Here is a 20,388-nt window from a genome sequence, read left to right on the forward strand (position 1 = left end):
CGGCCGCTACTTCGATTCCGGTCCGCCGACCGCGCCGTACACGTGGCGGGTGCCGATCGGCACCACCAGCGGGCGATCGGACACCGGGTCGGCGATGACCGCGGCCTCGAGACCGAACACCTCGAGCAGGAGTTCGGCGGAGATGATGTCCTTCGGCGCGCCGGCCGCGACGATGGTGCCGTCCCGCATGACGATCAGCTGATCGCTGTAGCGGATCGCGAGGTTCAGGTCGTGGAGCACCATCACCACGGTGCGGCCCAACTCCTCGTGCATCCGGTCCACCAGGTCGAGCACCTCGATCGAGTGCGCCAGGTCCAGGTAGGTGGTGGGCTCGTCGAGCAGGAGGATGTCGGTTCCCTGCGCGAGGGCCATCGAGATCCAGGCCCGCTGACGCTGACCACCCGACAGTTGGTCGACGGGGCGGTCCGCGAGGTCGGACACCCCGGTCAGCGCGAGCGCCTCGGCGACCTCGCCCTCGTCGTCGGACGACCACTGCCGCAGCCACGACTGGTGCGGGTGCCTGCCGCGGGCCACCAGGTCGGCCACCGTGAGCCCCTCGGGGGCCAGCGGCGCCTGGGGAAGCATGCCCAGTGTGCGGGCGACGTCCTTGGTGCGCATCGAGCCGATGGCCTTGCCGTCGAGCAGCACCGAACCGTTGCGCGGCCTCAGCAGCCGCCCCAGCGCGCGCAGCAGGGTGGACTTGCCGCAGCCGTTCGGTCCGATCACGGTGGTGATCACCCCGGTCCTCACCTCGAGGTCGAGGTGGTCGACGATGACCCGGTCGCCGTACCCGAGGCTCAGGTTCTCGGCGATCAGTCGAGAGTCAGTCTGCACGGTCATGCCGAGACCTTCCGATTGTTGCGCACCAGCAGATACAGCAGGAATGGACCGCCGAGTGCGGAGGTGACGATACCCACCGGCAGTTCGACGGGCAGGATCGTGCGGGCGACGACGTCGCTGCCCACCACGAGCACGGCGCCGGTCAGGGCGGACGCGATGAGCGGCGGGCCGGCGGACCGCACCAGCCGCAGCGCCACCTGCGGTGCGGCGAGCGCGACGAAGCCGACCGGACCCGCTGCCGCGGTCGCGATGCCGGCCAGGGCGACGGACATGAGCAGGAGCCGGGCCTGCGACCACTGCAGCCGCACACCCAGCGACACCGCGTTGTCGTCGCCGAGGCGGAGGGCGCCCATCGTGAACGACGAGATCACCGCGTAGCCGCCGACGAGGACGACGGCGATGGTGACGGGCCACACCTGACTCCAGGCGGCGCCGTTGAGGGACCCGTTGAGCCACACCTGGGCCCGCGACGCGTCGTTGATGTCCGCGGAGATCAGCAGCCAGCCGGTGACGGCGATCAGCATGGCGTTGATGCCGATGCCGATCAGGATCAGCCGGTAACCCTCCACCCCGCCGCGCCACGCGAGCAGGTAAATGACCAGCGCGGTGAGCAGTCCGCCGAACAGGGCGGCCAGCGGGATGCCCAGGGTGGCGAGGAGGCCGACGAAGCTGCCGCCGCCGCCGAGGACGATCAGCGCGACCGCGGCGGCGCTGGCACCGGACGTGATGCCGAGGATGTCCGGGCTGGCGAGGGCGTTGCGGGCGATCGACTGGGTGATGGCGCCGGCCAGGCCGAGGGCCATGCCGATGAACACCCCGGTCAGCGACCGCGGCAGCCGGAGGTCCATGACGATGAAGTTCTGCGCCTTCGTGCCGCCGCCGAACAGCACCCGGGTGACCTCGGGGATCGACAGCGGGTAGTCGCCGCGGCCGATGTTGAGGCACAGCACCAGGAACAGCGCCACCAGCAGGGCCACGTTCACGGCGATGCCGAGGGGGCGCAGGACCAGCGAGATCGGTCCGAGCCGGAACGCGGGGCGGGCCGGGACGCGGGACGCCGGGGCGGCCCCGAGGTCGGGGCGCACTTCGTCGCGAGTGCTCACAGGCTTGCCAACTTTCTGCGCCGAACCAACGCGATGAAGAACGGTGCACCGAACACGGCCAGCACGATCCCCACCTGCAACTCACCCGGCCGGACCACGACCCGTCCGATGACGTCGGCGGTCACGAGCATGACGCCGCCGAGGAGCCCGGCGTAGGGGACCAGCCACCGGTAGTCGGGGCCGGTGATCGCCCGCGCGACGTGGGGGACCACGAGACCGATGAACGCGATCGGTCCGCACGCCGCGGTGGCCGCACCGGTGAGAAGGGTGATGGCGACGATGCCGAGCGCGCGGCTGGCTGCGATGTTGGTGCCCAGCGACCGTGCCACGTCCTCGCCGAGGCTGAGGACGTTCAGCCCAGGTGTGCTGACGAGGGCGAGGATCAAACCGATGATGAGGAACGGCAGCACCTGCCAGAGCACGTCGAAGCCGCGGCCGGCCACCGACCCGACCACCCAGAAGCGGTAGGAGTCGAGGCTGGACTGGTCGACGATGATGATCGCGTTGGTCATCGCCTGCAGGAAGAACGCGACGGCGGCGCCGGCCAGGGCCAGGCTCAGCGGGCTCGCCGCCCCGTTCCCGATCGACGACAGCCCGAACACGATGACGCTGGCGGCGAACGACCCGGCGAACGCGAACCACAGGTATTCGCTGGGCGCGCTGAACCCGAACAGGTACATCGACAGCACGACGAGGAATGCGGCGCCCGCGTTGAGACCGAGGAGTCCCGCGTCGGCGAGCGGATTGCGGGTGTGCCCCTGGATGAGGGCGCCCGCGACACCGAGCGCCATCCCGACGACGAGCCCCAGCGCGGTCCGCGGGCCGCGGAGCGTGCGGACGATGATGTCGGTCTGCGAACCGTCCGCATCGAACAGTGCGTGGAAGATCTCCGCGAACGACAGTGGCCGCGCCCCGACCGCGACGCTGGCGAGCAGGACCAGTCCGAGCAGGATCACGAGGACGCCCAGCCCGACGAGCCGACGACGCCGGATCGCCGCGACCGACACGTCCTTCTCGCGGACGGTGAAGCCCTCGTCGGACGCGGTGCTCTCCCGGACGACCTCGGTTCCGGAGCGCCGGAACGCCCGCTGCAGAGACCGTTTCGGACCGATCGCGTCGTGGGTGTGGGTGTCGCGGGTGACGAGGCCGACCCAGCCCTTGCCCGAACTCTGCCCGGTGTTGCCTTCGCGGAATCCGCGGTTCCACAGGGCGAGCCCCAGTGCGATGGCGACGGCGGCGCCGCCGAAGACGACCCGGTCCGCCTGCCCGCCGCCGTTGTCGTCGCGGAGGGAGTCGACGATGTACCACCCGAGGACGAGGGGGATGGCCACTATCCCGATGTCGAGCAGTCCCGCGAGTGCCCGGAGGTACAGCGGGGCGGGACCGCGCGGGACGTCGCGCTTTCCGTAGGGCTCGTCGGTCGGCAGGTGCGGGATGTCGCTGCCGAACTGTCTCGTCGTCGTCACTGGCGGGGGAAGCTCCTGACGTGTGTGCCTGTGCACCGGATCTGCACCGAATTCAACTACTTAGGTTACGGAACCCTATCCCTGATGCCACATCCGGCGGGACGTCCCGGGCGTTGCGGTCGACGGGGGTGCCTCACATCACATGATGTCAAGTCTTGATATTTGGTTAGGCTCACCTATGTTTGGTGGTGTTCCATCCCGACCGATTGGAGTGCACGGTGACTTCGACCCTGTCCGCCCCCGCGACCGCACTGGACGTGTCCTGCACACGACTTCGCGCGCTGAACGCCGAATATCCGCGCATGTACGCGGTCGCGACGATGGCAGACGAGGGTAAACGCCGGTGGTGGTCGCTGGCGGACGACCTCGACGGCGACCGGGTGCCCCGGATGTGGGCCCGTTCGCTCGAGGACGTTCCGGACCCGGACCTCGCCGCGATGCAGGTGGCCACCGCGCTCATCCACGCGGTGGTCGGGCGTGTCACCGCCCTCGTCGTCCTGGAGGGGCGCGCGTGGGACCCGGGGCTCGAGAACCTGTGGATCCACATGGACAGCGACGAGGGGATCGACTGGGCGGGCGTCGCCGACGACACCATGCGCGTGCTGCCGGACGACCCGTACGCCGGTGCACCGCGGACGGTCACCGTGCCGTGCGAGCGGGCGCTGCTGCTCTGGACGGTGCACCGCAGTCTCACGTCGCTGCATGCGGTGTTCGACGCGATCGCCCGCTTGACGCCGATCGACGCGTCCCGATTCTGGGGGCTCGTGGGGGAGGCCGTGCTCGGGGCCGCGACGTACGTGCCGATTCTCGCCGGTGGCGGCGAGGCTGCCGCGCAGCGCCGCGGGCAGGGGATCCTGGACGCGTTCGTGGCGGCCGGCGTGCCGGTCCGCTCGAAGAGCCGGATCACGCGCCCGCACTGTGGCCGACTCGGGCAGGCGAGGAAGCGCTTGCTAAATTAGGGAAGCCTTGCCTATGCTCGTTTCAGACGCCGAGCAGAAACGCCGACGCCGAGAGCCGAACTACCGGACCGCGCCGGAGTCCTGAGGGCTGCAGAGACTCCCAGGTCCATCCCACGGCGGGCCTCACGCTGACACAGTGTGAGGCCCGCCGATCCGTTTGCCCCACCTGCTTTTCCCGCCGCCCGCCCCGTCGTGTAGGCAGGAGATCGGGTGCGCCGCGAGAGCGCACAGCGATCCGATGGAGAGTGTGATGGTGGATTCCGGGGAACAGCAGGCATCGAACGGTGACGGGCGGATCGACACCGCCGCGCTGGCCGATCAATTGGGCAAGGGCTTCGACGCCCTCATCGGACTCGAATACACCGAACTCTCACCCGACCGCGTGCGCGCGCAGTGGACGGTCACTCCCGACCTGCAGCAGCCGGCCGGAATCCAGCACGGCGGCGTCTACTGCTCCGTCATCGAATCGGTGGCCAGCGCTGCGGGCACGGTGTGGCTCGGCGGACGCGGACACGTCGTCGGCGTCAACAACAACACCGACTTCCTTCGCGCGACGCGGGAGGGCACGCTGACCGCCGAAGCCAGTCCCGTTCACCGCGGACGCACCCAGCAGCTGTGGGAGGTCCGGATCACCGACGAACAGAATCGACTCGTCTCCAAGGGGCAGGTCCGGCTCGCGAACATCACCGACACCGGACGCCTCGGCAACTGACGACACCCCGCAGACGGCGGAGGGGACGGACCCGACAGGTCCGTCCCCTCCGCTCTGTTCACGTCATGGGCGCGCCTGCGTCACCCCGCGGCTTTGCGCTGCGCGCCGCCGGACGACTTCTCGGCCTCTCTCTCCCGCTCGTGCCGCTCCAGCTGCTCCATCGCGTTGCGGGCGAACACCCACTGCTCGGTGGACGCCATCTGCGCGCGCCCGCGGCCGAGGAACGTCACCGTCCACGACAGCAGAGTGGACAGCCGGCTGCGGAACCCGACCAGGTACATCAGGTGGATCGCCAGCCAGGCCACCCAGCCGATGAAACCGCTGATCTCGAGCTTCCCGACCTTCGCCACCGCACTGAACCGCGAGATGGTGGCCATGCTGCCCTTGTCGAAGTACTTGAACGGCGGCCGGTCCTCCGGCTTCTGACCGCTCAGGCCGGCCTGGATCTGCTTGGCCGCGTACTTGCCGCCCTGCATCGCGACCTGCGCCAGACCCGGCAACTTGTCGAGCGCCATCATGTCGCCGATCACGAACACCTCGGGGTGGCCGGGCACCGACAGGTCCGGCTTGACCAGGACGCGACCGGCCCGGTCGATCTCGGCGTCCGACTGCTCCGCGATCTGCTTGCCCAGCGGGCTCGCCTGCACACCGGCCGACCACACCTTGCACTGCGACTCGATCCGGCGTTGCGTGCCGTCCTTGTCCTTGACGACGAGGCCGTCGACGTCGACGTCGACGACCATCGCCCCCAGCTGGATCTCGATGCCGAGCTTCTCCAGCTGCTGGCGGGCCTTGCGGCTCAGCTTGCCGCCGTAGACGGGCAGCACGTCGTCCGCGCCGTCCAGCAGGATCACGCGGGCCTCACGAGGATCGATGTTGCGGAACGCCCCCGACAGGGTGCGCCGCGACAGTTCCGCGATCTGGCCGGCGAGCTCGACACCGGTCGGACCGGCGCCGACGACGACGAACGTCAGGAGCCGGGCGCGTTCGGCGGGATCGTTCGACAATTCGGCCTGCTCGAACGCGCCCAGGATGCGGCCGCGCAGTTCGAGGGCGTCGTCGATGGTCTTCATGCCCGGCGCGAACTCGGAGAAATGATCGTTGCCGAAGTAGGACTGGCCCGCGCCCGCCGCGACGATCAGGCTGTCGTACGGGGTGATGGTGGTCCGGTCCAGGAACCGGGAGGTGATCGTCTTCGCCTCGAGATCGATCTTGTCGACATCGCCGAGCAGAACCTTGGTGTTCTTCTGCTTCCGCAGCACCAACCGGGTGGCGGGAGCGATGTCGCCGACGGAGAGAATGCCGGTCGCCACCTGATACAGCAATGGCTGGAACAGATGGTGAGTGGTGCGCGCGATCATGGTGATGTCGACATCGGCATTCTTCAGCGCCTGTGTGCCGAACAACCCACCGAAGCCGGATCCAATGACCACGACGCGATGGCGGCGTGACTCAACCGACTTGATACTCATTCCGTGCTCCTCGAAAAATAGACGACTCCTGTCACGGTAGTCGCCTTGTCCCCGAGCGTCTCAGTAAGCGTTGCTTCGCCCCGCCCGCACAGCGGAATCGATCCAGAAACCGGCGGCCCGGCCATACGTGAAGGCGGGCAGCCCCTCCGTGAGGAACCGCCCGCCTTCCGGTGCGTACGCGGCTATTCCGCCCTGCCGATCCGCTTCCGCCCCGTGGGAGTCCCCGGGGATTCCGGCGGAATGAAATCCGATTTGATCGAGAACACGAACAGTGCCGACACCCCGACCACGACGACAAGAATGGTGAGGACTACGACCACGTAGCCGAAACCGACACCAATTGCTGTCAAGTCCATCAGACCTACCTCCTCAGTCGCTGCTCACGCTACTGCGGAGGGTAGCCGCTGTCACCGCGTCGGCGGGGAAGAACGATTCGATGGCCAGCTCCGCGACCGTCACGTCGAGGGGAGTGCCGAACATCGTGGTCGTGCTGAGGAACGCCAGCACCGTGTCGTGGTGCCGGATACGCAGCGGCACGACGAGCGACCCCGGCAGTTCGGCGCTGCCGACGGTGCCACCGGGGTAGCCCTCCAACTCCCGCAGCAGGTCACGCAGTCCGTCGTCGCCGGTGACCGCGATCTGATGCCGCAGCCGGTGCAGGAGATGCCCCCGCCACTGCGCCAGGTCCAGGATGCGCGGTGCCATGCCGTCCGGGTGCAGGCTCAATCGCAGGACGTTCACGGGCGGCTCGAGCAATTCCGCGGCGCACCCCTCGGTCAGCACCGCGACCGCGTCGTTGGCGTCCACCATGTTCCAGTGCCGGTCGACGACCACCGCCGGGTACGGGGAATGCGCGGTGAGGATCTTCCCGATGGCATCGGCGATCGACGCCATCGGCACATCCGACAGTCGATGCTCCGGGAAGGCGGGCGCGAAACCGCCCGCGAGGAGCAGCGAATTGCGTTCACCGGATTAAACAGAGGAAGCCTGGCCCTTCAGGGCCGGGAGGAAGCTGATTCTGTCTGCGCGAGCGCGTAGCGGGGTCGCTTTCTTTCGTGGGTTCTGGTCGTTTTTGGTTGGTGATGTATTCGGCGATGATGGCGAGTGGGCTCCACCTGCGGAGGCGGCGAAGTGGGACGGTGACCAGAAATGATTGCCCCACAAGTATTTCCGGATGTGGTCGGGGAACTCGTGGCGCAGGTATCGAGCGGAGACGCCCTGGAGGCTATTGACCAGGGTGGAGAGTTGCACGGGTGGGTAGTGGATCAATAGGTGGACGTGGTCGGTTGCTCCGCTGAACTCGGTCAACGTTGCACCGAACTTGTCACACACCTCTGCCATGATCTGCCGGTGACATAGACCAACGGGTATCAGCAGGGAAAGGCGCAGGGTGTGAAGCGGATCGTTGTCGTGAAGCTGGCTCCCACCCCAGAGCAGTATGTGGCGCTGAAATCGACACTAGAGTTGTGCAATGCGGGGGCGAACATGGTTTCGCGGTTCGCGCACACCGCCACCGATCGACGCCCGTTCGCGCTGCAGAAACAGGTCTATGCCCAGCTCAAAGCGCGGGGGTTGTCGGCGCAACCGGCGATCCGGGTCATCAAGAAAGTCGCGGATGCGTACGTGACCCGGAAAGCGAACCTGCTTAACGGGAATTACGGCACGCCGGAATCGAAACGGTATGCGAAGGTTGCAGGTAAGGCGATCGTGTTCCGCGAGGACGCGGGCCAACCGTTTGACGATCGGTGCTTGTCGTGGCAGATCGATCGATCGACGGTGTCGATCTGGACGACCGAGGGCCGGATGCGCAACGTCGGATTCGTGTGCGCGCCGTGGCAGCTGAAAATGCTCGCCGACCGCAAAGGCGAGTCGGATCTGATTTTCCGCGACGGATCTTTCTACCTGCACGCCACCGTCGATACCGACGCACCGGATCAGGTGGTCCCCGCCGACGACCCCACCGGGTGGCTGGGCGTGGACTTGGGGATCGTGAACCTGGCGGTGACCACCGCAGATGACCCGGCCGAACTCGACGTCCGGTGGTCTGGTGGTGCGGTCACCGCCCGCCGGAAGAAGAACGAAACCATGCGGTCCGCGCTGCAAAAGGTGGGGACCAAGTCCGCGAAACGGAAGCTGAAGAAACGGCGTAGGAAGGAGACTCGGTACGCCACCGACATCAATCACCAACTCTCGAAAACGATTGTTGCCCAGGCACAACGCACCGGTCAAGGAATCGCGCTAGAAGACCTGTCGGGGATCCGGGACCGGGTACGGCTCGCACGCAATCAACGGCAACAACTGCACTCCTGGGCATACGCGCAACTGCGTGACCAGATCACCTACAAGGCGCAAGCCGCAGGACTGCCGGTGCAGGTGATCAACCCGCGCAACACCAGTAAAACGTGTCACCTCTGCGGGCACTGCGACAGCGCGAGCAGATACAGTCAAGCGGTCTTCCGGTGCCGCGGTTGCGGATGGACCGGGCACGCCGACCATAACGCCGCCGCCAACATTGCCGCACTCGGACACAACAACTACCGGGCCGCCCAATCAACCGTGCCTATAGCAGCCACCCCTCTAGCAGCCAGTTAGAACGTGAGCAGCAAACCCGCGTCCTTCAGGACCGGGTAGTTGATGCAGGGGAATGTCGATGAGCCGCAGCAGCATCGCCCGGGTGGGATTCGACCGCCCGGTCTCCAGGAAGCTGACGTGGCGGCCGAGATGTCCGCCCGGTTCGCCAGTTCCAGCTGACTGAGCCGGCGGCGTTCCCGCCGCGTCCGCAGATGGGTGCCGACATGCGACGTTCGCCGATCGTCGAGGGTGGTCATGCGGCCAGTCTAGGGCGGCCGGATCGTCGTGATCATTACCTCGGACGTCATGGTCAGCGGTCAGGTGAGGTGATCGAACTCCCCGGTCACCCACGCGCAGTGACGGGTGGCCGAGTATTCGAGCGCCTCCCGGCCGGCGTTGTCGATCACGTTGTCGAAGTTGCCGATGATGCGGTCGAATTCGAGGTGCGACAACTGGTCCGCGATGCGCCGCACCACCGCCGCGGACAGCGGCAGCCGGTTGGGGTACGACCGGAGGAACGACACCGTGCGGCGGTCCGGGTTGGGGAACACGCCGTCCCCGGTGAGGAGGACCCCGCGGCCGTCGGCGCCGTCCCGCCAGTGCGCGACGGCGCTGCCCGGGAAGTGCCCACCGATCTGGTGCAGGGTCAGACCCGGCGTCACTTCGTGGGTGCCGGACCAGAACACGATCGGGCCGTCGGACCGTGCCAGCCATCCGCGGTCCGCGTCGGCCACCAGGATGGGCACGTCGCCGAGCGCCTTGGACCACTGCGTCTGGACGCCGAACATGTGCGGGTGGCTGCCCGCGACGGCGAGGACCGGGCCGTGCGCGGCGACGGCGGCGACGGCGGCGTCGTCGACGAACCCGATCGGATCCCACAGCAGCGACCCGGCGGGGGTGCGGATCACGAGGGACTGCTGGCCGATCGCGGTCTTCGGGTCCACGTACAGGCCGTGCAGCCCCGGCTCGACCTCGTGCTCGACCGCGCGGTACCCCGCACCGGCCAGCTTCTCCACGGTGGTCCACTCCTGACCGCCCAGCGGAATGTACTGGCGTTCGTCCGCGCAGATCGCGCACTCGTCGGGGAGCGGGGTGTTCGGGTCCTGTTCGACGCCGCACGTGGCGCAGAGATGAAATAACACCCCTCGATCATGCATCCTCACGGCACCCCGAGGAGCCGCAATCCGGCAGTCGCTGCGGCCGCGGACAGGACGATCACGACGAAAGGTGCCTTCCGCCAGGCGAGTATGCCCGCGACGACGACGCCGGTGGGACGCGCCACTCCGGCGAGGCCGTGGCCTTCGGTGAGCGCGGTCGTGCCCACCAGTGCGGTGAGCAGAACCACGGCGGCCGTCGCCATGGTCCGCTCCACCCACGGCCGGGTGGCGATCCGTGGCCGCAGCACCGGTCCCGCGAACCGGAAGGCGAACGTGCCCGCCGCAAGGACCCCGACCGACCCGATCAGCACGAGGTTCCCGGTCACGGCAGCACCTTCCGCCGCACACCGGCAAGCAGCCCCACCAGCGCCGCCAGCACCGGAAGCCCGGCGGGCAGGAAGGGCGTGGTGGCCAGGGCGATCACGCCGCCGGCCAGTGCCGGCACCCGCACGTCCCGATCGCGCAACGCCGGCAGCACCAGCGCCAGCAGCACCGCCGGGAACATGGCGTCCAGTCCCAGCACCGCGGGGTCGCCGATCGCCGAGCCCGCCACCGCGCCGAGCACGGCCCCGAGCGGCCAGCACACCGCGATCCCTACACCGCACGCCCAGTACGCGGCGCGCCTGCGGTCGGCGTCCGTCTCACCGAGGGCGAACACCACCGACTCGTCGTTCATCAGGTGACTGCCGAAGACGCGGCGCAGCCCGCGCCCCAGCACGTCACCGACCGCCAGACCGAACGGCAGGTGCCGCGCGTTCACCAGCAGCCCGGCGATCGTCGCCGCGACCGGGCTGCCGCCTGCCGCGACGATGCCGACGAACAAGAACTCCGCAGATCCGGCGAGGACCAGGACCGACAGTGCGACGGGCAACCAGGCGTCCAGGCCCGAACCCACCGCGATGGCGCCGTACGACATGCCGACCAGTCCGTCGGCGAGGCACACCAGCGCGATGTTTCGGAGGACCCGCGAATCGAGTGTTCGCTTCATCGAACGCATGACTTCTATACTGAACACATGGTGCATCGTTCGTCAAGACGAACATCGCGACCAAAATAATGAACGGGTTGTCGGGAAGGGAAACCATGGCAGGGCAATCCCCACTGGGCTACATCGGACCCTCGCTGCGTCGCGAACGCGAACGCTCGGGTATGTCCCTGACCGAGGTCGCCCGCCGCGCCGGGGTTGCGAAATCCACACTGTCCCAACTGGAATCGGGGGGCGGCAACCCGAGCGTCGAAACCCTGTGGGCCCTCTGCGTCGCACTCGACGTGCAGATGTCGCAACTGTTGGACCCGCCGCGGCCGCGCGTGCAGGTCATCCGGGCCGACGAAGGACCGGAACTGACATCCGACCGGTCCGACTACCGCGCCACCCTCGTCGCGTCCTGCCCGCCGTCCGCGCGCCGGGATCTATACCGCCTCGCCGTCGAACCCGGCCCCGCCCGGGAGTCCGAACCGCACATGCCCGGGGTGGTCGAACACGTCATCCTCAGTGCCGGGCGCGCCCTCGTCGGCGTCGCGGGCGATCCGGTCGAACTCGGACCCGGCGACTACATCGCCTACCCCGGCGATGTCGCACATGTGTTCGAAGCGCTGGAGCCGGGCACCCGCGCCGTCCTGGTGTCCGAACACAACTGAGGACATTCGGCGAAATTTCTCCGCCCAGGGTGTCGATTCGGAAGGGTGACGTTCGTATAGGAGGTGAGAGCCGGCCACATCCGCAGTCGCCGGCTGTCCGATCCGAGGAGGAACCCGAGATGACCCAGTACCTGTTGAGCGTGTACCAGCCCGACGGACCCGCTCCCGACCCCGACGTCCTCGCGAAGATCGGCGATGACCTCGACGCCCTCAACCAGGAGATGGTGTCCGCGGGCGCGTGGGTGTTCAGCGGGGGACTGTGCGCCCCCGCCACGGCGACCGTGCTGCGGGCCCAGGGCGGGGACGTGCTCCTCACCGACGGCCCCTACACCGAAGGCAAGGAACATCTCGGCGGATTCACCATCGTCGAGGCGCCCGACCTGGACGCCGCCCTCGAATGGGGTCGCAAACTCACCCGGGCGACGACCCTCCCGATCGAGGTCCGGCCGTTCGTACACCACCGTGGAGCCGGCGACTGACGTGGTCGGGTCCACCGACATCGAACGGGTGTTCCGTGAGGAACACGGCCGCGCGGTGTCCGCCCTGGTCGGGGTGTTCGGCGACCTCGACATCGCCGAGGACGCCGTCCAGGACGCGTTCACCCGCACGATCGATCGGCTCCGGCGCGAGGCCACCCGGCACGACCGCCACGCGCAGGCCGCCCTGTTGCTCGCCCGCGACGAACCGGTGGAGGAGGGCGTCGTGCCCGATGACCGGCTACGCCTGATCTTCACGTGCTGCCACCCGGCGCTCGCCCCCGCCGCCCAGGTCGCGCTGACCCTCCGCCTCCTGGGCGGGCTCGGCACCGCGGAGATCGCGCGCGCATTCCTGGTCCCCGAGCCGACCATGGCGCAGCGCCTCGTCCGGGCCAAGGGGAAGATCCGGGACGCCCGGATCCCGTACCGGGTGCCGAGCGAGACCGATCTGCCGGACCGCCTCCGCGCCGTCCTGGCCGTCGTCTATCTGATCTTCAACGAGGGCTACACGGCCAGTTCCGGGGACCGGCTGACGCGGGCGGACCTGTGCGCCGAGGCCATCCGCCTCGGCCGGGTCCTGGCCGCGCTGATGCCCGACGAACCGGAGGTCACCGGGCTGCTCGCGTTGATGGTGCTGATCGAGTCGCGGCGAGACGCCCGCACCGACGGCGACGGCCGGCTCGTGCTCCTGCCCGATCAGGACCGCAGTCGGTGGGATCGTGACCTCGTCGCCGAGGGGCAGTCGCTGGTGCGGGAGTGCCTGCGACGGAACACCCCCGGGCAGTATCAGATTCAGGCCGCGATCAACGCCGTCCACAGCGATGCGGAGACGGCCGCCGACACCGACTGGTGGCAGATCCTGCAGTTGTACGACCAGTTGATGTCGGTGGCGCCGAGTCCGGTGGTGGCCCTGAACCGGGCGGTCGCCGTCGCCGAGGTCAGGGGACCGGAGCAGGGGTTGGCCCTCGTCGACCAGCTCGACGTCGGCAAATACCACCTGTACCACGCGGTGCGGGCCGATCTGCTCCGCAGACTCGGACGTCCCGACGAGGCGGCACGCGCGTACGAGACGGCGCGCGACCGCACCGAGAACGCTGCCGAGCGGGAATTCCTTCGGGAACAGCGCGATTCGCTCCGATGACCCGGACTGCCGGTCAGAGACCCAGGCCCGGCGGCAGGCACACCGACCCGAAACACGTTTCCGTGCTCACGGTGACGGGGAGAGGCTCCGCCGTCGCCGGCTTCGCGTATGCGGTCTCCGGGAGCGGCGCCGAACCCCACACCTCGTCACCGGGGCCCGCGTTCTCACTGCAGATCCAGTGGACCAGGTAGTCCCCGTCGGGCACCGCGTCGAACACGAAGTCCCGCGGTCCCGGCCCGATCACCACATTCGATGCGTGGAACACCGCCACGGACTCGGGGTTCACGATGTCATCCGCCGCATGCAGCCCGCCGAGTCCGCACACGATGTCCGCACCGGTGTCGTTCGCGATCGTCGTCGTGACGGTGCTCCCGGCCACGGCGGCGGCCAGGGTCACGTCGGGTGGGTCCGCGGCGACGGGAGCGGCCAGGAACAGGGCGAGGGGGCCTGCGGCGATCAGCGTGACCGCGGCCCGGGGCACGAGTGTCATCAGCGGAACCTTCGTTCTCGGCGGTCTCACTCCGGACGTCACGGTATTGATACCCGCGGTGCGGGCGGATAAACGGCGGCGGGCGACACGTCATGTTCCCCCGGTGGATCATTCGACGGCACCCGCAGGATCGGAGCATTCAGTGTCGGCGGCGTTTGGCGCGGGCGGCGAACTCGTCCAGCACCCGGACCACGTCCTTGGCCTGCCAGATCCGGTTCCGTCGCCCGTCGGTGATCTGGGTGAGGATCCCGGCGTCGACCAGGCGGTCGATGGCGATCTGCGCGTTGGCGCCGGTCACCCCGAGCGTGGATGTGACGAGCTTGTTGTCGACGACCGGTTGACGAAGGAGCAAGTCCACCAGCCGGTGTACCGCCGCGCCGCGCCGCGCCGTCACACGGGTGCGCCAGTCGGCTCGAACCGCTTCCAGGTCCTGAACGAGGGTGCGACCGTTGGCGACCGCACCGAACGATGCCTCCGCGATCGACCGGACGATCGGCTCGACGTTCCCGGACCGGTACTCGCCGAGTGCGTCGAAATACTCTGCGGTGTCGTGTAGTAGGCCCGCGGACACCGGAACGGCAACACTGCGGGTGAGCTGTCCGCCGCGCAGCATCGCCTGGATCAGGGCGCGTCCGACACGCCCGTTGCCGTCCGGGAACGGGTGGATGGTTTCGAACTGCGCGTGCGCGACCGCTATCTGCGCGATCACGGGCACATCGACGCGGTTGGCGAAGACGATCAAGTCGTCGATCAGTGCGGGAACCCGGTCATGGTGCGGGGGGACGAACTGCGCGGTGTGGGGTCCGAGGCTTCCGCCGCCGATCCAGACCTGCTGCTGCCGCCATCGACCGGCGATGTTCGGATCGCCGTGTTCGAGCAGCGCGCGATGCATCTGCAGGATCGCCTCGGCGTCGATGGAGTCGGACAACTCCAACGCGGCGTGCATGGCCCGGACGTTTCCGACGATCAGGCGGGCGTTGCGGGAGGCGTGCTCGCCGAGTTCGGCCAACGCGATCTGCCGCGCCCCGCTGCTGAGGTTCTCGATCTCCGAGCTCGACGCACTCTCGGCGCGGAGCAGAATGGAGGCGAACGGGGCGGTGATGTGGCCGACCTCGACGTCGAAACGGGTGAGCTCGGTCGCCGCTTCCTCCGTCAGCGATTGCAGCTCGCCGCTCAGTGAGATGGATCGGTCCGCGATGAACGCCGGTACTGCCGCACGGTAGGGGCCGGCAGTGAGGCGCCGCTCGCGCCGAGTGCCGTAGTCGCCGGCGGTGCTGACCCACGGATGCTGCTCGTAGGCGACAGGAGGCCACAACAGTCCGCCGTTAACCGATGCCACCCAGCGAACATACCATTGGTTAATAAGTTATCCAATGATATGGACCCTGGGTAGTGACGGTGTGCAACGCGATCGACGCCAGTTCTACGACTTCGGTTCCGGCGCCCAATCGCGTTCCGCGTGATTCTCGGTGTTCCCGTGTTCATGACGCGGTGACCGGCGTCGCCTGGACGCGGTGATTCGGCGACCGATGATTCCGTGCTGAGGTGCGAACAGGTAGACCAGCGCGAATGCCGCACCCTGGGACAGCACCACCATGCCGCCGCTGGCCGTGTCGAGGTGATAGCTCAGGTACAGGCCGATGACGGCGCAGGCCGCCGAGATCGCCGGGGCGATGACCAGCATCCGGTGGAAGCTGTCGGTCAGCAGGTACGCGGTGGCCCCGGGAATGATCAGCATCGCGACGACCAGGATGACGCCGACGGCCTGCAGGGCCACCACCGCCGTCAGGGCCAGCAGCCCCAGGAGCGCGGCCCCGAGCAGGCGCGGGTTCAGGCCGATCGCGTGGGCGTGGGTGGGGTCGAAGGCGTACAGCGTGAAGTCGCGGCGCTTGACGATCAGTGCGATGAAGACGAAGGCCCCGAGTAGGGCGATCTGGACGAGGTCGGACCGGCTCACACCCAGCAGGTTGCCGAAGATGATGTGGTTGAGGTCGGTTTGGCTCGGGGTGACCGAGACCAGCACCAGCCCGAGCGCGAACAGGGTGGAGAACACGATGCCGATCGCGGCGTCCTCCTTGACGCGGCTGGTGTCGCGGACCACCCCGATCAGTGCCACGGCAAGGAACCCGAAGATCACCGCGCCGATCGCGAACGGGGCGCCGACGATGTAGGCCAGGACGACGCCGGGCAGGACGGCGTGCGAGACCGCGTCACCCATCAGTGACCAGCCGATCAGAACCAGCCAGCACGACAGCACCGCGCACACCACGGCGGCGATCAGGGTGGTGATCAGCGCGCGGACCATGAAGTCGTAGCGCAGCGGGTCGACGAAGAAGTCGATGACATCCATTGATTCTCAGGTCCTTGTCATGACGTCGAGGCCGAAGGCGGCCGCCAGGTTCTCCGGCTGCAGCACGACCGTCGGGTCGCCGTGCATGAGGACGGTGCGCATCAGCAGGATCGCCTCGTCGGCCAGGGTGGGCAGTGCGTGCAGGTCGTGGGTGGAGACCAGGATCGCCGCACCCGCGGCGGCGAGTTCACGCAGCAGTGCGGTGATGGTGGCTTCGGAGCGTTTGTCGACCCCGGCGAACGGTTCGTCGAGGAGAAGGATGGTGGCGCCCTGCGCGATTCCGCGGGCGACGAAGGTGCGCTTCTTCTGGCCGCCGGACAGTTGCCCGATCTGCCGGTCCGCCAGTTCGGTCAGTTCGACGCGTTCGAGGGCGTGGTCGACGGCCTCGCGGTCAGCTCTGCCGGGCCGCCGGGTCAGCCCCATGTGCCCGTAGCGGCCGGTCATCACCACGTCACGCACCGAGAGGGGGAACGTCCAGTCCACGTCCTCGCTCTGCGGAACGTAACCCAGCACACCGGTCTTGCGTGCCGCGGCCGGCGCCGTGCCGTTGATGCGGACCGTGCCGGAGTCGGGTTTGACGGTGCCCATGATCGTCTTGAACAGGGTGGACTTTCCGGAACCGTTCATGCCGACGAGACCGCAGACGCGTCCTGGCTGCAGGGCAAGTGAGACCTGGTCGAGCGCAAGGACATCGCCGTAGTGGACGGTGACGTCCTGCACCTCGACGGCCGGCCGGGTGGTCATGATTGCTGCCCGTTCAGTGCGGAGGTGAGGGTGTCGGCGTCGTGCCGGATCAGATCCAGGTACGTCGGCACCGGTCCGTCCGCCTCGGACAGCGAGTCGACGTAGAGGGTGCCACCGAACGCGGCGCCCGTGGCTTCGACGACGCGTTGCATCGGCGCATCCGACACCGTGGATTCGCAGAACACCGCCGGAACCCGATTGTCCTTGACGAACTCGATCGTCGAAGCGATCTGCTGGGGCGTGGCCTGCTGTTCGGCATTGACCGGCCAGATGTACTTCTCGGTCAGCCCCGCGTCCCGGGCCAGATACGAGAACGCTCCCTCGCACGTGACCAGCGCCCGTTCGTTAACCGGCAATGCTCCCAGCTCGGCGACCAACTCGTCCTGCACCTTCTGCAACTGCGCCTTGTACGCGTCGCCGTTGATGCGATAGTCGGCCGCATGCGCGGAATCGAGCTCGCTGAACGCGGCGACCATGTTGTCGACGTAGATCTGCACGTTCAGTGGTGACATCCAGGCGTGCGGATTCGGTTTGCCCGCGTAGGCGTCCTCGCCGATGGCAATCGGCTCGACGCCGTCGCTGACGACCACGTGCCCGACGTCCACACCGTCGACGAACTGGGCGAACCACGCCTCCAGGTTCATCCCGTTGTCGAGGATCAGGTCGGCCTCGGCTGCCTTCTTGATATCGCCCGGGGTGGGCTCGTATCCATGGATTTCCGCGCCCGCCTTGGTGATCGACTCGACCGTCACGTGCTCACCTCCGACATTCGCGGCGATATCGGCGAGAACGGTGAACGTCGTCAACACCACCGGTTTGTCGCTTTCCGGTCCGTCGCCCGTGCCGCACCCCGACAGCATCAATGCCGCGGCCAGCGCTGTCAGCGCCGCGGCACCGGCTACTGGCCGTCGTCGCGCACCCACCTTGAAGCCCGTTGTTTTCACGGTCGAATCATAATGTTCGGCTCACCGAAACCACAAGGGGCGGCACCCGCAGTCACGTTGTCGGTCGACGGAAGTCGCCGTTGGAGCCCGCCTGGGACCGCCGTGCCGCGACCGTGTCGGCGGTGGACCCGATCGTGGGCGCGAGCCGCCACAATCCAGCGGCGGCGAGAATGTGCCACAGCGCGTGGCCCTGCAGGACACTGCCCGGCCGGCAGATCGACGTCCGGTCGCCGATGGTGCCGAGCAGCGCGCCGGACACGAGAAGCAGTGCCGCGACGACGGTCGTGCGCCGCAGCTGCGGACGGACGCGGGCGCGTTCCAGACCGAGGCCCACGGCGACCGCGGCGAGTATTGCCTGCACGATCGTGGAGGCCGTCGGGCCGGCCGCCACCGCGGGGATCACCACGACCGGGACGGCAAGCCACCACACCGGCGACAGCCGCCGGCCGAACCGGTCGGAGGCGGCGTCGACGGCGATGAAGGCCAGCAGTGTCGCGATCGGGATGTCGTGTGCGTAGGCCTGCCACGGCGGGTTGGGTCCGTGCGCAACGAGCGACCCGGCGCCGACCGCGACGACAAGCAGGCCGTAGGTCACGGTCGGCGCTCCGTGCGGACGACGCGCGACGACCGCGAGGCCGGCAATCACGAAGGCCAGGCTGGTGACAGCGGCCGCCGGCTGACCGATGCAGCCGGCGTCTCGATACAGCTCGCACGCGTTTGCCAACATGATGGATGGCAGCTCACCTTCCTGTGCGCCGTCGAGCGTTCCCGCGGTGATGCGGATGGCGGGCTGGTCGCCAGGAGTTGGTCCGTCGACGCCCATTCTTCGAGGTTTCCGAAGAGGTCTTCCGAGTGCAATCGCGGTCGGAGCGGTCCCTCCCGCAAGCGCACATCTGCCGGACTTCATGGCCGCGCCGGCTGGAGGGGTGGGTGGACGGTGCCCGGATCCGCCGGTGGGTGAGGGGAACACTGCGGGGGTGGTTGAGCTTCGTCGCAGGGGTGCTCGGTTCGAGGCAGAACTGTTGTGCCGCTGCGGGGGAGGACCCGGTATGGCGCCCAGGCGCCGGAAGGGAAGGCGCACCCCGTGGCTGATGAGAACGAGGCCCAGGCAGCGTTCGACAACTTCGTAGCGTTGGGGACCACGGGAACGACCGCGGGACGGCGGGCACCGATGTTGCGGCGACCGAACGAGGTCGGACTGGACTACGGGGACGTGACATTCCCGTCGACGTGGTGTGGTCGGTCACGGTGATGTCGGCGTCCGTGTGGGGGAGGGTTTTGGTCGCGCACGGCCCATCGCGGGTTCCGATGGCGGCGAGGCGGTGGCGTGGGTGGGGAGTGGGGGGCTGGGGGCTGGTGATGGTGGGCCTGTCCGGTCATGCCGAGGGGCCACGATCTTGGTGTTGGGGAGGTGGATGTCCGGGGTTCACGATCAGTGATTCGACTGACAGGTATCAATTGTGGGCATGCGGCGCAAGGTAGCCGAGTGGAGAGAAGAAAATTCTTTGGGCTGAGCCGGTGAAGAAGAATGTTGAGGGCGGGCCGTGTTCGGTTGGCTCGGGAGCGGATGGTGTTCGGGCGGGGGTGCGGATCGATGACGTCGATCGGGTCCTTTTTCGATCAGCTTTGTTCGGGATGCGCGTATCCCGAACAATGCCCCGGCTGCTTTGGCGGGTATCGCTCCGTCGACCTGTCTGGGTCGTGTGCGTTCGTTGGTCGATCGTGGGGTGATCGGGGGCTTCCATTCCGATATCGATCCGGCTGCCCTCGGCTGGGACCTGCAGGCGATGATCGCGGTTCGTGTGCAGGCTGGTGCGCGGCGGCATCCGGGGCAGCTCGCCGAGCAGCTCGCCACCGTGGGTGAGGTGTTGAACGTGTACTTCATCGCCGGTGCCGATGACTATCTCGTTCACGTCGCCACTGCGAGCAGTGAGGAGTTGAGGCGTTTCGTTCTCGATCACCTCAGCGCGCATCCTGCGGTGGCCTCGACGGAGACCATCCTGATCTTCGAGCATGTGCGTCCGCGGCTGCGATCGCTTCGGGTCGAGCAGTCTTCGGGCCGTTGAGGGGGAGCGGAGCTGCTTGGCGATGGATGTGATCAGGTGCGTCGGTCGGAGGTTGTTCTTGCCGGTGGTTGGCGTGTCGTTGTCCTGGCGCTGCTCGCGCGTCCTGTTGTGGGGGGCGGGCGGTGGATGCGGTAGTTGTCGGGGTCGTTGTGGCGTTGTGGTGCGGGCTTGGTCGGCTTCCCCCGGTGTGGGGGCGGCGGAAGGCGTCGTCGGGGATGCGTTCGCGGGCTGGTGCCGGCTTCCTCGGTGCACCGTCGGT

20 protein-coding genes and 5 pseudogenes are annotated in these 20,388 nt (G+C 68.1%); 8 read left to right on the forward strand and 17 right to left on the reverse strand.

What is annotated here, in order from left to right; translation table 11 throughout:
• Positions 1 to 6 precede the first annotated feature (6 nt).
• From CJ177_RS10325 to CJ177_RS10335, 3 genes are read right to left on the reverse strand one after another with little or no spacing between them, the layout of a single operon-like run.
• Positions 7 to 840 (reverse strand): ABC transporter ATP-binding protein, encoded by an 834-nt coding sequence (locus CJ177_RS10325; protein WP_061044134.1) that lies wholly within the window; start codon positions 838 to 840, stop codon positions 7 to 9.
• Positions 837 to 1,943, reverse strand: coding sequence for an iron chelate uptake ABC transporter family permease subunit (locus CJ177_RS10330; RefSeq protein WP_029537786.1), 1,107 nt, complete (start codon positions 1,941 to 1,943; stop codon positions 837 to 839). Before CJ177_RS10330 ends, CJ177_RS10325 begins: the two co-directional genes overlap by 4 nt.
• On the reverse strand, positions 1,940 to 3,409 hold the full coding sequence (locus tag CJ177_RS10335) for an iron ABC transporter permease (RefSeq protein ID WP_080578252.1): 1,470 nt from the start codon (positions 3,407 to 3,409) through the stop codon (positions 1,940 to 1,942). The genes CJ177_RS10330 and CJ177_RS10335 overlap by 4 nt, the downstream gene beginning before the upstream one ends.
• A 185-nt stretch (positions 3,410 to 3,594) precedes the next feature.
• On the opposite strand from CJ177_RS10335, the gene CJ177_RS10340 reads away from it, so the two are divergent.
• Positions 3,595 to 4,368, forward strand: coding sequence for a hypothetical protein (locus CJ177_RS10340; RefSeq protein ID WP_095867668.1), 774 nt, complete (start codon positions 3,595 to 3,597; stop codon positions 4,366 to 4,368).
• Positions 4,369 to 4,618: 250 nt separating this feature from the next.
• Complete coding sequence (locus CJ177_RS10345; protein WP_025432559.1) at positions 4,619 to 5,080, forward strand: PaaI family thioesterase; 462 nt, start codon at positions 4,619 to 4,621, stop codon at positions 5,078 to 5,080.
• 80 nt (positions 5,081 to 5,160) lie between these two features.
• Here the strand turns inward: CJ177_RS10345 and CJ177_RS10350 are convergent, their stop codons facing one another.
• From CJ177_RS10350 to tnpA, 4 genes and pseudogenes are all read right to left on the reverse strand, one after another.
• Positions 5,161 to 6,552 carry an NAD(P)/FAD-dependent oxidoreductase gene (locus CJ177_RS10350; protein WP_095867669.1) on the reverse strand — a complete coding sequence of 464 codons (1,392 nt, stop codon included), beginning with the start codon at positions 6,550 to 6,552 and terminating at the stop codon, positions 5,161 to 5,163.
• Between the two features lie 182 nt (positions 6,553 to 6,734).
• A complete protein-coding gene (locus CJ177_RS10355; RefSeq protein WP_009480519.1) occupies positions 6,735 to 6,908 on the reverse strand; it encodes a hypothetical protein in 174 nt (57 codons plus the stop codon).
• Between the two features lie 13 nt (positions 6,909 to 6,921).
• Positions 6,922 to 7,518: pseudogene (locus tag CJ177_RS10360) on the reverse strand (transcriptional regulator); the annotation flags it as partial.
• 85 nt (positions 7,519 to 7,603) lie between these two features.
• A pseudogene (gene tnpA, locus CJ177_RS10365) lies at positions 7,604 to 7,899 on the reverse strand (IS200/IS605 family transposase); the annotation flags it as partial.
• 45 nt (positions 7,900 to 7,944) lie between these two features.
• Here tnpA and CJ177_RS10370 point away from each other — a divergent pair.
• Positions 7,945 to 9,144: an RNA-guided endonuclease TnpB family protein gene (locus CJ177_RS10370; protein WP_095867670.1), complete on the forward strand. Its 1,200-nt coding sequence runs from the start codon at positions 7,945 to 7,947 to the stop codon at positions 9,142 to 9,144.
• A 39-nt stretch (positions 9,145 to 9,183) separates the two neighbouring features.
• Here CJ177_RS10370 and CJ177_RS48225 read toward each other — a convergent pair.
• The 4 genes and pseudogenes from CJ177_RS48225 to CJ177_RS10390 all read right to left on the reverse strand — a co-directional run.
• Positions 9,184 to 9,380, reverse strand: a pseudogene (locus CJ177_RS48225) (helix-turn-helix domain-containing protein); the annotation flags it as partial.
• 60 nt (positions 9,381 to 9,440) lie between these two features.
• A complete protein-coding gene (locus CJ177_RS10380) occupies positions 9,441 to 10,265 on the reverse strand; it encodes an MBL fold metallo-hydrolase (RefSeq protein ID WP_016880360.1) in 825 nt (274 codons plus the stop codon).
• 17 nt (positions 10,266 to 10,282) lie between these two features.
• Positions 10,283 to 10,606, reverse strand: coding sequence for an AzlD domain-containing protein (locus tag CJ177_RS10385; RefSeq protein WP_061043107.1), 324 nt, complete (start codon positions 10,604 to 10,606; stop codon positions 10,283 to 10,285).
• The gene (locus CJ177_RS10390) at positions 10,603 to 11,277 is read right to left on the reverse strand and encodes an AzlC family ABC transporter permease (protein WP_095867671.1); all 675 of its coding nucleotides are present in this window, start codon (positions 11,275 to 11,277) and stop codon (positions 10,603 to 10,605) included. Before CJ177_RS10390 ends, CJ177_RS10385 begins: the two co-directional genes overlap by 4 nt.
• A gap of 86 nt (positions 11,278 to 11,363) precedes the next feature.
• On the opposite strand from CJ177_RS10390, the gene CJ177_RS10395 reads away from it, so the two are divergent.
• From CJ177_RS10395 to CJ177_RS10405, 3 genes are all read left to right on the forward strand, one after another.
• Positions 11,364 to 11,918, forward strand: coding sequence for a helix-turn-helix domain-containing protein (locus CJ177_RS10395; RefSeq protein WP_043793370.1), 555 nt, complete (start codon positions 11,364 to 11,366; stop codon positions 11,916 to 11,918).
• 119 nt (positions 11,919 to 12,037) lie between these two features.
• On the forward strand, positions 12,038 to 12,397 hold the full coding sequence (locus tag CJ177_RS10400) for a YciI family protein (RefSeq protein ID WP_061043109.1): 360 nt from the start codon (positions 12,038 to 12,040) through the stop codon (positions 12,395 to 12,397).
• A 1-nt stretch (position 12,398) separates the two neighbouring features.
• Positions 12,399 to 13,535 carry an RNA polymerase sigma factor gene (locus CJ177_RS10405; protein WP_095867703.1) on the forward strand — a complete coding sequence of 379 codons (1,137 nt, stop codon included), beginning with the start codon at positions 12,399 to 12,401 and terminating at the stop codon, positions 13,533 to 13,535.
• Between the two features lie 13 nt (positions 13,536 to 13,548).
• Here CJ177_RS10405 and CJ177_RS10410 read toward each other — a convergent pair whose 3' ends face one another.
• The 6 genes from CJ177_RS10410 to CJ177_RS10435 form a co-directional block, all read right to left on the reverse strand.
• Positions 13,549 to 14,025 carry a hypothetical protein gene (locus CJ177_RS10410; RefSeq protein ID WP_061043110.1) on the reverse strand — a complete coding sequence of 159 codons (477 nt, stop codon included), beginning with the start codon at positions 14,023 to 14,025 and terminating at the stop codon, positions 13,549 to 13,551.
• Between the two features lie 139 nt (positions 14,026 to 14,164).
• Positions 14,165 to 15,364: a Fic family protein gene (locus CJ177_RS10415; RefSeq protein ID WP_061043111.1), complete on the reverse strand. Its 1,200-nt coding sequence runs from the start codon at positions 15,362 to 15,364 to the stop codon at positions 14,165 to 14,167.
• An 84-nt stretch (positions 15,365 to 15,448) separates the two neighbouring features.
• Entirely contained in the window at positions 15,449 to 16,375 is a 927-nt protein-coding gene (locus tag CJ177_RS10420) for a metal ABC transporter permease (RefSeq protein ID WP_061043112.1), read from the reverse strand.
• A 6-nt stretch (positions 16,376 to 16,381) separates the two neighbouring features.
• Entirely contained in the window at positions 16,382 to 17,119 is a 738-nt protein-coding gene (locus tag CJ177_RS10425; protein WP_061043113.1) for a metal ABC transporter ATP-binding protein, read from the reverse strand.
• On the reverse strand, positions 17,116 to 18,042 hold the full coding sequence (locus tag CJ177_RS10430) for a metal ABC transporter substrate-binding protein (protein WP_179443194.1): 927 nt from the start codon (positions 18,040 to 18,042) through the stop codon (positions 17,116 to 17,118). The genes CJ177_RS10425 and CJ177_RS10430 overlap by 4 nt, the downstream gene beginning before the upstream one ends.
• Before the next feature lie 73 nt (positions 18,043 to 18,115).
• On the reverse strand, positions 18,116 to 18,793 hold the full coding sequence (locus CJ177_RS10435; RefSeq protein ID WP_095867704.1) for a hypothetical protein: 678 nt from the start codon (positions 18,791 to 18,793) through the stop codon (positions 18,116 to 18,118).
• Between the two features lie 354 nt (positions 18,794 to 19,147).
• Here CJ177_RS10435 and CJ177_RS49180 point away from each other — a divergent pair.
• Together CJ177_RS49180 and CJ177_RS10445 are read left to right on the forward strand one after the other, a co-directional pair.
• Positions 19,148 to 19,291, forward strand: a pseudogene (locus CJ177_RS49180) (alpha/beta hydrolase); the annotation flags it as partial.
• A gap of 290 nt (positions 19,292 to 19,581) precedes the next feature.
• A pseudogene (locus CJ177_RS10445) lies at positions 19,582 to 20,129 on the forward strand (Lrp/AsnC family transcriptional regulator).
• The last annotated feature ends 259 nt before the right edge of the window (positions 20,130 to 20,388 follow it).

Origin of the sequence: Rhodococcus sp. ACPA1, from assembly GCF_002300195.1 — a bacterium.
Lineage (GTDB): Bacteria > Actinomycetota > Actinomycetes > Mycobacteriales > Mycobacteriaceae > Rhodococcus_F > Rhodococcus_F opacus.